13 protein-coding genes and 1 tRNA gene are annotated in these 13,616 nt (G+C 60.8%); 9 read left to right on the top strand and 5 right to left on the bottom strand.

What is annotated here, in order from left to right:
• Window positions 1-29 precede the first annotated feature (29 nt).
• From P0111_07715 to zwf, 4 genes are all read left to right on the top strand, one after another.
• Complete coding sequence (locus P0111_07715) at window positions 30-260, top strand: hypothetical protein (GenBank protein MDF0643902.1); 231 nt, start codon at window positions 30-32, stop codon at window positions 258-260.
• Window positions 261-278: 18 nt separating this feature from the next.
• Window positions 279-1,067: a hypothetical protein gene (locus P0111_07710; protein MDF0643901.1), complete on the top strand. Its 789-nt coding sequence runs from the start codon at window positions 279-281 to the stop codon at window positions 1,065-1,067.
• 80 nt (window positions 1,068-1,147) lie between these two features.
• Window positions 1,148-2,041, top strand: coding sequence for a decarboxylating 6-phosphogluconate dehydrogenase (gene gnd / locus P0111_07705; GenBank protein MDF0643900.1), 894 nt, complete (start codon window positions 1,148-1,150; stop codon window positions 2,039-2,041).
• Window positions 2,042-2,053: 12 nt separating this feature from the next.
• Window positions 2,054-3,598 (top strand): glucose-6-phosphate dehydrogenase, encoded by a 1,545-nt coding sequence (gene zwf, locus P0111_07700; GenBank protein ID MDF0643899.1) that lies wholly within the window; start codon window positions 2,054-2,056, stop codon window positions 3,596-3,598.
• A 55-nt stretch (window positions 3,599-3,653) separates the two neighbouring features.
• On the opposite strand, the gene P0111_07695 is transcribed toward zwf, so the two are convergent.
• A complete protein-coding gene (locus P0111_07695; protein ID MDF0643898.1) occupies window positions 3,654-3,974 on the bottom strand; it encodes a thioredoxin domain-containing protein in 321 nt (106 codons plus the stop codon).
• Entirely contained in the window at window positions 3,971-4,609 is a 639-nt protein-coding gene (locus tag P0111_07690; GenBank protein ID MDF0643897.1) for a GDSL-type esterase/lipase family protein, read from the bottom strand. The genes P0111_07695 and P0111_07690 overlap by 4 nt, the downstream gene beginning before the upstream one ends.
• A gap of 131 nt (window positions 4,610-4,740) precedes the next feature.
• Between P0111_07690 and P0111_07685 the strand changes: the two genes are divergently transcribed.
• From P0111_07685 to P0111_07675, 3 genes are all read left to right on the top strand, one after another.
• On the top strand, window positions 4,741-6,537 hold the full coding sequence (locus P0111_07685; GenBank protein ID MDF0643896.1) for a HEAT repeat domain-containing protein: 1,797 nt from the start codon (window positions 4,741-4,743) through the stop codon (window positions 6,535-6,537).
• Window positions 6,538-6,550: 13 nt separating this feature from the next.
• Complete coding sequence (locus P0111_07680) at window positions 6,551-8,113, top strand: HD-GYP domain-containing protein (protein ID MDF0643895.1); 1,563 nt, start codon at window positions 6,551-6,553, stop codon at window positions 8,111-8,113.
• An 89-nt stretch (window positions 8,114-8,202) separates the two neighbouring features.
• Window positions 8,203-8,763: an OmpH family outer membrane protein gene (locus tag P0111_07675; GenBank protein MDF0643894.1), complete on the top strand. Its 561-nt coding sequence runs from the start codon at window positions 8,203-8,205 to the stop codon at window positions 8,761-8,763.
• A gap of 42 nt (window positions 8,764-8,805) precedes the next feature.
• Here the strand turns inward: P0111_07675 and P0111_07670 are convergent, their stop codons facing one another.
• Both P0111_07670 and P0111_07665 read right to left on the bottom strand, forming a co-directional pair.
• On the bottom strand, window positions 8,806-9,174 hold the full coding sequence (locus P0111_07670) for a rhodanese-like domain-containing protein (protein MDF0643893.1): 369 nt from the start codon (window positions 9,172-9,174) through the stop codon (window positions 8,806-8,808).
• 29 nt (window positions 9,175-9,203) lie between these two features.
• Entirely contained in the window at window positions 9,204-10,217 is a 1,014-nt protein-coding gene (locus tag P0111_07665; GenBank protein MDF0643892.1) for a PA0069 family radical SAM protein, read from the bottom strand.
• Between the two features lie 111 nt (window positions 10,218-10,328).
• Here P0111_07665 and serS point away from each other — a divergent pair, with 111 nt between their 5' ends.
• Both serS and P0111_07655 read left to right on the top strand, forming a co-directional pair.
• Window positions 10,329-11,669 (top strand): serine--tRNA ligase, encoded by a 1,341-nt coding sequence (gene serS, locus P0111_07660; protein ID MDF0643891.1) that lies wholly within the window; start codon window positions 10,329-10,331, stop codon window positions 11,667-11,669.
• 448 nt (window positions 11,670-12,117) lie between these two features.
• On the top strand, window positions 12,118-12,555 hold the full coding sequence (locus tag P0111_07655) for a DUF2384 domain-containing protein (protein ID MDF0643890.1): 438 nt from the start codon (window positions 12,118-12,120) through the stop codon (window positions 12,553-12,555).
• A gap of 830 nt (window positions 12,556-13,385) precedes the next feature.
• Here P0111_07655 and P0111_07650 read toward each other — a convergent pair.
• Window positions 13,386-13,475 (bottom strand) — tRNA-Ser (locus P0111_07650).
• Between the last annotated feature and the right edge of the window lie 141 nt (window positions 13,476-13,616).

The raw sequence follows: 13,616 nt of genomic DNA, 5'->3' as shown, positions 1-13,616 counted from the left end.
CAAAACTAGAATGCGTGACGAAAGGACGCATGTCGCCGTTGCAGGCCGTTTCATTCGCCCAAATCAGCCGAATTCTCGAATTGACCGACCGTCTCGGGTTGAATCGCGAATGGGTGGAAATTCCTCTCTCCCCTGAACAGCCCGGTCTCGTACGGCGCCTGGCGAACGGAAAGCTGGAGATCGTGGTCGACGCGGACGAGCCGTTTGAGCTTTGGCTTGCGTCGCTCGAAGCGCGAATTCTCCAAGCCCAGCGATCATAAAGTAAGCGAGGCCCGTACGTGATGGACATCGACCAAACCAAGGCGCTGCCGAGCCGTGAAGAGTTGCAAGCTGAACTCCTGGCTGTTCCGGAACCGCCCGAGCAGCCGGAGGCGGTCAACGAGCCGGGCTTCGAAGAACTCGTGCAACTGGCGCTGCGTCACGCAAAGGGACGCCGAGGAGGCGATCTGGTCAGCGTCATCCTGGTCGGCTCCGGCGCTCGGCGCTCCGTCACCGCGCACAGCGACATCGACCTGATCGCGCTGGTGAAGGGCCAGGCCGACGCGCACGAGATCGTGCGGGTTGCGGCTCGGTTGGCGGACATCCGGTATCACGGGCATCGCGAGCTGGAAGACGAACTGTCCTATTCGCCCCGTCTACCGCCCCTGCTGCGCAAGGGGCGGATCTTGTTCGACCATGACGCGATCGGCGCCAAGTTGATCGAGCGGGCGAACCAGCGATTCCGCCAGGGACCGCCCCCCGCCAGCGTCAACGAGCAGATTCGCCTGAAAGCGCAATGCCTGCACTGGCTGGGCAAGGCTCAGGATCTGGCGGACAAGCCGACGACGGCCAACTATCTCATGATGATGTTCTTCGACGACTGCACGAACGCCTTTTTCCGTCTGAAGGGCCTGTGGTTGACCGCCCCCGCCGACCTGGTGCGCTTCATCGCGTCCCGCGACCAAGCCTTGGGCGAGTTGGTCGGACGATTTCTGACCGCGAGCACTCTTCCGGAGCGGTTGAATTTCGGCCGCGACTTGGCGGATCTGCTGTTCCGGGAGGTGCCGAACCCCGCCAGAATCGACTAACCGAGCCACGCGGACCTCCGCGCGGCAGACAGGGCAGCGGATCTTCGACGACCGCTCCCGGGCACGACAAGGAGAGGATCATGGAGCTGGGATTCATCGGACTCGGCAAGATGGGGATGAACATGGTGACCCGTCTCCGCCGCGATCAACACCGGGTGGTCGTTTATGATCGTTCGGCCGATCTGGTCGGCCAGGCCGCCGCGCAGGGCTGCATCGGCACCGCCTCACTCGCCGACCTCGCCGCCCAATTGAACGCGCCGAGAGCGGTCTGGTGCATGGTGCCGTCCGGGACGGCGACTGAGGAGACGGTCCAGACGCTCGGAACGCTCCTGAAACCGGGTGACACCATCATCGACGGCGGCAATACGCACTTCCATGACGACGTCCGCCGAGCCGACGAACTCAAGCGCAAGAGGATCGCCTACGTGGATGCCGGAACCAGCGGCGGTGTGTGGGGCCTAAAGGTGGGATACTGCTTGATGGTGGGAGGAGAAGAACCGGCGGTCAAGCGCCTCGCGCCCATCTTCACGACGCTCGCCCCCGAGAACGGATGGGCGCACATGGGCGCCCCGGGCGCAGGCCATTACGTGAAAATGGTGCACAACGGCATCGAGTACAGCATGATGCAGGGGTACGCCGAGGGGTTCGAACTGATGTCGAAGAGCGACTATCGTCTGGACCTGGCCCGCATTGCCGACCTGTGGATGCAAGGGAGCGTCGTCCGATCCTGGCTGTTGGAGCTGGCCGCCGGAGCCCTCAAGGAAGACCCCAAGTTGGAACACCTCAAGGGCTTCGTGCAGGATTCGGGCGAAGGGCGATGGATGATCGCGGATGCGGTCGAAAAGGCGGTGCCGGTTCCGACGCTGACCGCCGCGCTCTTCACCCGGTTTCGATCCCGCCAGGAAGACTCGTTTGCCGAGAAGATGCTGGCGGCCCTGCGCAACGCATTCGGCGGACACGCGGTCAAACGGTAAGTGATTCCCGCCATGCCACCCGTCGCCAAGAAACTCGACGTCAAGCCGGACCCGGAAAGTCTGCCGCCCGCCGACCCCTGCACGCTGATCATCTTCGGCGGATCGGGAGACCTGGCTCGGCGGCGGCTGATTCCGGCCTTGTACAATCTGCTCCTCGACGGGCTGCTGCCGGCCAAGTTTGCGGTGTTGGGGCTCGGCCGCCGGACCATGTCGGACGAGGAATACCGAGCATCGCTGCGGGAGGGAGTCGCGAAATTTTCGCGGCAGGCCCTGGACGAAGCGAAGTGGGCGGCATTCGCCGAACACCTTTTCTATCTGGCCGGAGAGAACGAAGCGCCCAACACTTTCACCGAGCTGAAGCGGCGCGCCGAGGAACTTGAAAAGACGTTCGGCCTGCCGGGAAACCGCATCTTCTACCTGAGCATCCCCCCCAGTTCGTTCACGCCGGTCTGCGAAGGGCTCGATCAAGCCGGGCTGGCCACTCCTCCATCTCCGTCCTCTCCCTACTCCCGCATCATCGTGGAGAAGCCGGTGGGTCGCGACCTTAACTCGGCCAAAGAGATCAACGCCGTGACCGGCCGCGTGTTCGACGAATCCCAGATCTTCCGGATCGACCACTACCTCGGCAAGGAGACCGTGCAGAATCTCATGGTCGTGCGGTTCGCCAACAGCATTTTCGAGCCGATCTGGAACCACAAGTACATCGACCATGTGCAGATCACGGTCAGTGAGACGGAGGGAGTCGGCTCTCGGGCCACCTACTATGAGGAAGCCGGAGCCTTGCGCGACATGGTGCAGAACCACATTCTGCAACTGCTCTGTTTGGTCGCGATGGAACCCCCGTACTCGCTCGATCCGGACGTGGTCCGGAACGCCAAGATGGAGGTGCTCCGCTGCCTGCGCCCGATCGTCGGCAAGGACCTTGAGCGCTGCACGGTCCGCGCGCAGTATGCGCCTGGAACGATTCACAGCCGGCCGGTGCCGGGCTATCGCCGCGAGAACGGGGTCGATCCGAACAGCACGACGGAAACCTATGTCGCCATCAAGTGCTTTGTCGAGAATTGGCGCTGGTCCGGCGTGCCGTTTTATCTACGGACCGGCAAGGCGCTTCCCTTGCGGGCCAGCGAGGTCGCGGTCCAGTTCAAGGAAATCCCTCAAATCCTGTTCAACGCCAACGCGCGGCACCCCCAGCCGCCGAACGTGTTGGCGCTTCGGATTCAACCGGAGGAAGGGTTGTCGCTCCGCATCGTCTCACGGGTGCCGGGCACAAGAGCGCAGACCCTTCCCGTAGAAATGGACTTTCGGTACGGCGAAGTGTTCGGGCAAGCCTCGCCGGAAGCCTACGAACGGTTACTGCTCGACGTCATGACGGGGGATGCCTCGCGGTTCATGCGGCGCGATGCGGTCGAAGCGTCCTGGGCTTGGATCACCACCATCTTAGAGGGTTGGCAACAGCAAGGGTCCCGTTGGCTCCCGGAGTACCAGGCCGGTACCTGGGGACCGGTCGAAGCGGACCGACTGATCCAGGAAGACGGACGACTCTGGCGCACGCTTTGAGCCGGAGTCCTCAGTGCTGAGTGCTGAGTTCCGGCGGACAGCCTAGACGCTTCACTCAGTACCCAGCACTCAGCACTTGCTTCAGAATTTCCTCCTTCGTGCCGATCCCTCCGATAAATCGATCGAATCGACCCCCGCGATAGAGTGCCAGCGCCGGAAGCGACGAGATCTCCAACTCGGCCGGAATCTGGTAGTTCTCCTCCACGTTTATCTTGACGACGAGCAGCCTTCCCGCCGTTTCAGCCTGGACTTCGACGAGCCGGCACAGCAGGGCCCGACAGCCTCCGCAGCCGGGTTTCCAGAACTCCACCAGCACGGGCACCGGCGAGCCTTCTACCAGGTGATCGAACGTTCGATCCGTGACCTCGTCGATCATGCTCCGCGCCCCGGCGCGCCCGGACAGACCGGCTCGAAGATCTGATCGAACAGCAGTTCCGCGAACCGTCGATATCCCGCCGTCGTCAGATGGAGCCCGTCGTTCGAGTAGGGAGCCGCGAGCCGTCCCGTTTCGGGCTCCGCGGTGGCGGCGAACAGATCGACCGCGGCGAGCTTTTTGGACTCGGCATACGCGCGGATCAACTCGTTCAGCTGCCGGCGCCGCTGCAGATGGTCTTCGATCCAGGCGGCGGCCGGCGCGCCTCCCTCGTCCGCGATCCGAATCGACGGCACCGTGACCGGCACCGGAATCACCCGCTCGGCGCGCGAAAGTTCGTACATCTTGAGCAGGTTCTCCATGATGTCCGACGGCTGGGCGTTCCACCCGAGGTCGTTGGTGCCGCCGAGGATCACCACATAGTCCGGACGGTGCGACAGGACATCTTGCCGAAACCGCATGGCCATTTCGCTGGTCAGTTCTCCGCAGTGACCGCTCACGCGGACCAGACTCGACGCGCCCAGCCATTCCTGGAGAAAATCTCCGTACGGCGTGTCTCGTCCGGTCGGATGGGAGGGAGTCGGCGATTGAAAGCCGGCCGTCAGACTATCTCCGAAGCAGATGATGTGCCGCACCATGCCGACCTCCGCCGGCGGAGTCTACCGCTCCTCAAACCCGACCGCAACCTCGGACGGATCACGGCGCAATCTCGGGAAAAGAACAGTGATTTTCTTGACGAATGCCTGGATGACGGATAGGTGTACTGAATATGTCCGATCTCCAAAGAGCGCAAGAAATGATGGCGGCGGCCATGGCCTCCAAGGCCTCGGACGATCCCGAAATCGGCTCCCTCAAACGCGTTCTCAAACTCCTGGACAAGACCGCCAAATCGAACCGAACCTACGGGGCGAGCAATCCTGTCGCCCAAAAATTTTCCCAACAATTGTTTGAAGAAATTTCCGCGCACCTCTCCAGTTACGCCAAGCTGACCTTCCTCGTCCAACGCTCGGCGTTGCTGTGCCGGGACCAGATCGTCTACCAGCCGGAATCCGACAGCGGCGGCGAGAGCATGGCCTTCAAACTGTATGCGGACGGCGTTCGTGAAGTCGCGCTCTTGCAAGGCCTGACCCAGGAGGAACTCAGCTACTTTCTCGATTCCCTCTGGGGAGGCGACGAACCGGGGGCAGAGGACGACGACATCGTCACACGCCTGTGGTCCCAGAATCTCTCCACGGTCACGCTGGTGACGGCGGAAGAGGTGGCCAAGGCGTCCGGCGGCCACGAAGGCTTTCTGGTTCTCGACACGGGCATGTCGTCCGAGTCCACGTTGCGGGAGTTGCTGGACCGGGAACGAGCCCGCACCACGTCGCGGGAGTCGAGCCCGGCGACCGGCGGCGCGACGGCCGGCGCCGAAACCGGCAGGAGGCTCTTCAAGTCCAACCTCATCGGTTACGAAGTCACCGATGAGGAACTCGCGGCGTTGGCCAAGGAAATCGACGCGGAAACGAAGCGGGACGCCACGCTCTATGTCCTGGACATGGCCACCGCCATCATGGCTTCGGAAAAATCCCCGGCATTGCTGACAAAACTCATCGGGCTCTGGGGCAACGTCGTGGACTCCCTGCTGGGGCAGGGAAGGTGGACCATCCTGGAGAACGTCTTGGGCGTGCTTCACGAAACCGGGGCGGTCCGGCCGGACCTCAGCGAGGAGCATAAGGCTCAGCTGGCGGCCCTCTTCAGCGGGCTGGGCCAGCCGGAACGACTGAAGGCGATCGAATCGTATTTGAACAGGACGACGGGAGCCGATACTGAAGGTTTGTCGACGATCCTGCTCCTGATGAAGCCGGATGCCGTCCAGGGAATCTGCGGGTTGATGGCGGCGCTGGAATCGCAGGCCCACCAGGCCATCGTCGCCGAAGTCTTGCTGACGCTCGCCAAGAACCATCCTGAGCCGCTGCTGCGCGGCCTCTCAGACCGCCGGCCCGGCTACGTGCGAAACCTGATCACGATCCTCATCAAGCTGAACAATCCGCGTTTCATCGAATCGATCGATAAGCTGGTGCGATACCCCGACCCGCAGGTACGCAAGGAAGTCATCAGAGCCATGAGCGTATTCCGTCCGAACGGAAACGGCGCAAAACTGGTGACCTTTGCCACGGACGCCGATGAAAGCGTCCGAGTGACCGCCTTCAAGCTCCTCATGTCGGGTCAATACACGGCTCCGTTTTCGCTCTGGTCTCCGATTGTGTCCTCCGAGGAGTTCATGGAGCGTGCGTTGAGCGAACGCCGGCTCATCTACCACGCGATCCGCGCCACGTGCGGCGACGAAGCGATCCCTCATTGGTCACAGCTCTTCACGGAATGGCATTTCGCGAATCGGAAGAAAAAGGAGGAACTGGCGCTCTTGGCCGCGGAGGCCATGGGCAAACTCGGCACCCCGGCCGCCGTCGCCGCCTTGGAACTCGGTCAGAAGAAGGGGGCCACCACCGTGCGGCAGGCCTGCACCATGGCGCTGGCCCACATCAACAAGCACCGCGGCAAACCGCCGATGGCGGCCGCCTCGTGAGGAGCATTCCGTCGTGAGCGATCCCAGACCTGCCGACGCGCAAGCCTCGAACGATCAACTGCAGCCGTTCCTGACCCACGAGAAATCTCTCTCGCACAAGATCGCGCAGGGATCGGAAGCCGGGGACATCCTCGACCAGCAGATGGTGATGCTGGGCTTCCAGCTCATCACCCAACTGAACACGTTGATCAAGACCTCCCGCATTCACGGCCGCACGAACTCGGCGCTGGACAAGCCGGTCGAGGCGATGCTGACGATCGTCCACACGTTGACGCACGATCAACCCGTGACGCTCCGGCTCCAAAACGACTTCTTGTTTCTGGGTGACAGCCACCTCAAAGTCAACGCCCAGCAGATGACGGTGGTCGCCAGCGTCATCGACGCGATGAACAAATGGAGGATCGGCGGATTTACGTTCACCGCTTCGGTCACCTCCAAGGATCTCAGAGAATTCGCCCATTTGTTCGTCACGCTCGATCCGGCGGCCAAGACCGTCGAGGACTTTCGGCAGGAACTCAAGCAGCTCGGCATCGCGAGCATCGAGATCGAGGACCCTCGCGAGCTTGTCCTCAAGGAAGATGCCGGTACGACCGGGGCCGCCCCCTCGGAAGCTGAACAGAAGGAGCAGCGCAAAGCCAACGCCAAATCGGCATACGGGAAAGCGGGGGGGGCGCTGGGACACCTGTCGCAATCTGCGCGCGACGGGGGAACGCTCAACTTCAAGCAAGCCAAGCGGGCGATCCAGAACATCGTCGACCTCATGATGCACGACGAATCGACCCTGCTCGGCCTCACCAATCTTCGCTGCCACGACCAATATACCCACAACCACTCCGTCAACGTGGCCCTGCTCTCCATGGCCCTGGGCAACCGTGCGGGGTATCCGAAAGCCGAACTGGCCGATCTCGGCATGGCCGCCCTCTTTCACGACGTCGGCAAATGCGCGATCTCGCTCGACGTGCTGAACAAACCCGGTGAATTCACCAAGGAAGAGTGGGACATCATGCGGACGCACCCCACGGAGGGCGTGCTGACGCTCATTCAGCTGCGAGGCCTAGGCAACGTCCCGGCCCGCATGGCTTCGACGTCGTTCGAACATCACATGAACTTCGATTTTTCCGGTTACCCGAAACTGGCGGTGCCCTGGACGCAAAGTCTCTCCAGCCGCATCGTCACGATCGCCGACTGTTACGACGCGATGACGTCCTCGCGGGTTTATCGACGAGAGCCGATGTCGCCGGCGAACGTCTTGAAGTTCATGTTCAACAAGAGCGGGCAATCGTTCGATCCGGTCCTGCTGAAACTGTTCGTCAACTGCGTGGGCATCATCCCGATCGGCAGTCTGGTGATGCTGGAGTCCGACGAGTTGGCCGTGGTCATGAAACCGCCCGCGGACAAGGCCAACGCCGAGCGGCCGCTCGTTAAAGTCATCGCCGATGCCCAGGGCAACCTCAAAGAGGACGGTCCGGACCTGGATTTGAACCTTCAGGACAACACCGGCGCCTACCCGAACCGCATCCTGCGACTGGTCGACAATACCGAGTACAAATTCGACACCAGCCGCTATTTCGTCTAGCCCGTCGCTCCCTTGACAGCGTCCGGCGGCCCCGCTATTCTCGCCAGTTGAATTCGTCACCGACTTCTCACCATCAAGGAGTTCTCCCTATGTATAGACCGACCACTCTCGCGCGGCAGTCGATGCTGTCGTTCTGTGCCGCGGCTCTGCTCTGTCTTGCCTCGCCACCCGCGCAGGCGGCCGAAGCGTTCAAGATGGGCGTCATCGATCCCCAGAGCGTGCTGGAGAAATCCAAGGCGGGCCGGCGCGCGCTGGATGGGCTCAAGGAATACGTGTCGACGCGCCAGAAATTGCTGTCTCGCGACGAAGAGGAATTGCGGAACACGGAAAAGACGCTGAAGGAATCGGCCTCGAAGCTCAGCGAGGCGGAAAAGAAGGAAAAAGAAGCGCAGTTCCGAAGCAAGATTCAGGATTACCAGAAGCGCGCGCAGGAATTTAATCAGGAACTGCAGGGCAAGCAGAAGCAGCTCGTTGAAGAATACATGAAGAAGATCGCCGCCGCGACCCAAACGGTCGCGGAGAAGGGCGGCTTCTCCCTGATCGTCGATAAGGGCAGCGAGCAAACCGTCAAGATCGTGATCTACAACAAGGACACGATCGACATCACCGAGCAGGTGATCAAGGAATTCGACCGGGTCAACCCCAAGTAATTCTCGGCGGCGCGTGGCGGGACCGCCGGTTCGGAGGTCCCGTTACGGCGCCATCGGATAGCCCGCTTCCTTCCAAGCCTTGATCCCGCCGTCCATCGAGATCACGTTCGAATAGCCCATCTGCGCAAGGGCGTCCGCGGCCAGTATCGAGCGGAACCCTCCGCCGCAATAGAGAATGATCGAGGCGCCCTTGTCCGGCACAACCGATTCGATGTCGCGCTCGATGATGCCTTTGCCGAGATGGCGGGCCCCTTTCGCATGCGTCTGCCGAAATTCGTTGTCTTCCCGCACGTCGATGAAGTGCGCCACCTCACCACGGTCCAGCCGTCCCTTGGCCTCGGCCACCGTGCATTCTTTCACCCGGCGGCGCGCGCTCTCCACCAATCGCAGAAAGGATTCGTTGTGCTTCATACCGGCTCCTTATTGATGAACGCGACGAACTAAAATAACACAGCTTGCGCCCCCTCGGGGCGACGAAACGTCTGCGGCACGGTCTCATGGTCGAGCGAGGAGAATCCCGCCTTCCGCTTGGCCACCGCGAACAATTGTTCCACCATGCTCCAGTAGGTCCCCGTGCCGCGGTGACGGCTGAAATATGCGCCGTCGGTCATCGCCCCCGCACGAACCTCCTGAATACGGCGCACGATCTTCGCCCTGCGATCCGGAAAAGCCTCGCCGATTCTTTGGAGGAACACCTCCTCGACCGGCCCCGACAAACGCAGCAGCGTCAACATCGCCTCCGTAGCCCCAGCCGCTCCGGCCCGCGCGAGCAACTCCGGAATGTCTTGGTCGTTCAGGCCCGGAATAATCGGAGACACCGAGATACCCGTGGAGATGCCGGCGTCCCTCAGCGCAGCCATGGCCTCGAATCGCTTGCGGCTGGACGGCGCGTGCGGCTCCATCTGGCGGGCTACAGCATCGTCCGCGAACGGGATGCTGAAATAGACCCGCACCCAAGCGTCACGCCGCAGCCGTTCGAGCACGTCCAGATCGCGGAGCACCAGAATGCCTTTCGTAATGATGCCGACGGGATTCCGATATTCCGCGCAGACCTCCAGACAGGCCCGGGTCAGTTCGAACGACGCTTCCGCCGGCTGATAGCAGTCGGTGTTCCCGGAAAAGACGATCACCTCCCCGCTCCAGGATCGTTTGTCGAACGTCCGTCGAAGCAGACGCGGCGCATCCCGTTTGATGACGATCTTGGATTCGAAATCGGTCCCGGCGCCGAAGCCCCAATACTCGTGAGTCGGCCGCGCATAGCAGTAGGCGCAGGCATGGAAACAACCCCGATACGGATTGAGGCTCCACCGAAACGACAGGTCCGGGCTGTCGTTTCGGCTGAGAATCTCTCTGGTGGCATCGTCGTACATTTGAAGCCGGCTGGGAGGCGCGGGCTCGAGATATTCCCGATGCCGGGATTCGAACGGATTGGGAGGATTGGACATGGCGCGCATGCGCTATCGTCGCCTTCCGCGGCATGTGCTGTCAACCTGAGCGGACCACGACGGACATGGCACGCACCGACCAAACAGACGCGTTGCACGGGTACGTTGGGGATGCGTTGATTGACTCCCATCGACCTCGATGCTAGATTCCTCTCGACCGCGGGACTCCTCCATTCCATGCACGATCTACGTCTCCTTCGCGATCAACTCGACGATATCCGCGTACAGCTCGGCGCGCGAGGGGCCGACGTCCAATGGGACAGCCTCAAAAAACTCATCGACGAGCGACGGACTCTCACCATCGACGTGGAACAGCTCCGTCATGAGCTCAAGAAAGGCTCCGACGAGGTTGCGCAACTCAAACGAGCCAAGCAGCCGGTAGACGCAGCCATCGCGTCCATGAAGGCCGTCGGCGAACGGATCAGCCGGGGCGAAACGGATTTGCGACAGGTCGAGGACGCATTGAGCGACTTGGCCCTGCGTATTCCCAACCTTCCCCATTCCACTGTGCCGGCGGGCAAGGACGCGGCGGACAACGTCGAGGTCCGCCGGATAGGCTCGCCTCCCTCATTCGCCGCTCGCCCGCACAGTCACTGGGAACTCGGCGAAGCGCTCGGCATACTCGATTTCGAGCGCGCGGCCAAGATCGCCGGCGCACGGTTCGCCGTCCTCACGGGAGCGGGAGCCAGGCTGGAGCGGGCATTGATCAACTTCATGCTCGACTTGCACACGACCCAACACGACTATCGCGAGGTACTCCCTCCCTTCATGGTCAACCGGTCGGCGATGACCGGCACCGGACAACTACCCAAGTTTGAAGAAGATCTGTTCCGCCTTTCCGAAGAAGACTATTTTCTGATTCCGACGGCGGAGGTGCCGCTCACCAATCTGCACCGGGACGAAGTGCTCAACGAGGGGCTGTTGCCGATCCGGTACACGGCCTACACGCCCTGTTTTCGGCGCGAGGCCGGGTCGTACGGCAAAGACACGAAAGGCCTCATCCGTCTGCATCAATTCAACAAGGTGGAGCTTGTCGCCTTCACGATGCCTCAGGAGTCCGCTGCGGAGTTGGAGCGGCTCACCGGCCACGCGGAAACCGTACTGCAGCAGCTCGGACTCCATTATCGCGTGATGCTGCTCTGCAGCGGTGACATGGGATTCTCCTCCGCCAAGACCTATGACCTTGAAGTCTGGCTCCCGTCACAGAATCAGTTCCGAGAAATTTCCTCCTGCAGCAACTTCGAAGGGTTTCAGGCGAGGCGCGCGGGCATTCGGTTCAAGAGCGCCGCCGGAAAGAAGGACGCCAAAACCGACTTCGTGCATACGCTCAACGGCTCGGGCCTCGCAGTCGGCCGTACGGTGGTCGCCATCATGGAACAGTACCAGCAGCCGGACGGCTCGGTGCTGATTCCTCCGGTTTTGAGACCCTATATGGGGGGCTTGGAACGCATCACCTCTTAGCTTTTTCTCACACCATCACCGCATCCTTGTGAACCATGGCGGCGCTGGATGAGAAAACTGCTTGGTGAAGAATGATCCGGCAGGAGCTCAGGCAGCGGGCAGATCCTCGTCGGCCTCTCGCGATCGGTGGTCGGTATAAAAGCGCTGATTACAGGTCTTGCAGCGCCACGGGAACAGGCCGAACAGTCGGCGGAAGAAGTCCCGCCAGTGCTGACGGCTGGAGCGATAGCAGGCAGGAGACGCACAACGGGGGCACACCACCCCGCTTCCCAATAGTCGCCAATTCCTCACCCCGGTACCTTTGGACGCGAGTCTGAACATACTGACAGAGCGTAGCGCAGGTCCCGGATCTGTCAACTGAAAGCGAAGTTGTCAGAGATGAGGAGCCCTTGACTGCAGTGCCATATGGCAATACAATCACGCCATATGCTGACAGAGGGATTGGGTCATGACGCAGGCAGAAGAACTATTTAGAACATTAGGTGGAACCACGATTTTCAAGCGTCAAGTCCATTCGATGGAAGAGGTTCGTGCGATTATTCACAGAGGACTCCCCTATAAGTCGCTCGAAGCGATTCAAGCAAAATATCATCTTGATACACACGTCATTATGAAGATCCTGAGCGTCCCTGCTAGGACGATGGCTCGGCGCAAGGAAGAGCAACGCCTTAACGCACAAGAGTCGGATCGTTTGTCACGAGTAGCCAGGATTCTGGCGTACGCCACTCAGGTTTTCGGCACGGACGAAAAGGCTTCAGCGTGGCTCACGAGACCCAATCACCTTTTACAACGCACCGCTGCTCCAATAGATCTGCTTGATACCGACACAGGCACCCAAGTCGTTGAATCGATGTTGGGACGTATCGACCACGGTGTCATAGGTTAAGTGGTCGTCTGGCGCCTCACGCTCAAGAAGCATGTTGCCCCAGACGGAGAGGGAGCGAGACGGTATGGAGGACGTTGGAATAGACCCGGAACACGAGTCGTCTATACCTCCGGCACACTTTCGCTCGCGGTCCTCGAATACCTTGTTCATGTTGACTCGGACATGCTTCCTGACTCGCTGATCAGCGTGCAAGCAACGATTCCAGACGGCCTTGCGATAGAAACGATCTTTCCTTCCGATTTGCCGGGTAATTGGAAGGATACAATGATCCCTGTGACCTTACAGGAGTGCGGCACGACGTGGGCTCACAACGGTAAATCCCCCGTGTTAAAGGTTCCATCAGTCGTGATAGACCACGAGTGGAATTATCTCCTCAATCCTTCTCACCCCAACTTTTCCCAGATAACCTGGACCAGTGCCGTTCCGTTTAGGTTCGATCCTCGTCTTCCCAGCTGATCCTCACATCAGGTCTCTTCGACAATTCGCCAGGGATTTAGGAAGGACAGCAGAAGGCAGAATTCGCCTATCGGCGATACACTGTCGTGGGTGAAGCGGATTTCACTGAAGGGCGTAAGAAATTGGCTCAGTTAGAAGAGCCACAGGGAAGAAGCGGCGTAGTGGGTCAGTTTCCTCTTGCGTCATGCCCGCCCTCGATCGGTGTCGAGGGCAGGCTCCAGCTGGCATCCACTCCTCGATCAAGACTTCATACTGATGAGACGGCCTTGACTGGATTTCCGCTTCCGCGGGAATGACACACCTCAGTGGTTCTGATGGCCAACTGAGCCACTACCAAGAACTCCGACTCAGAACTCCCACGTAGCTGGAATATTTGGCGGAGGGGGCGAGATTTGAACTCGCGGACCCCTTGCGAGGTCTCCGGTTTTCAAGACCGGCACGTTCGGCCGCTCCGTCACCCCTCCATCTTGCGGGCTGTTCCAATTCCATTCTCGATCCTGTGCAAGTCTGGGTTTCGTGTGTCCCAAAATGTTTTCACCAGCCTGCCAGTGAAGTGTCCCGTAAGTTCCGCTAATACTCCGTTCGCCCTGAGCCGGTGGAAGGAC

The sequence above is a fragment of the Nitrospira sp. genome, from assembly GCA_029194535.1.
Taxonomy (GTDB): Bacteria; Nitrospirota; Nitrospiria; order Nitrospirales; family Nitrospiraceae; genus Nitrospira_C.
Note: the sequence above shows the minus strand (reverse complement) of the source record. Positions and strands in the feature narration are given on the sequence as shown.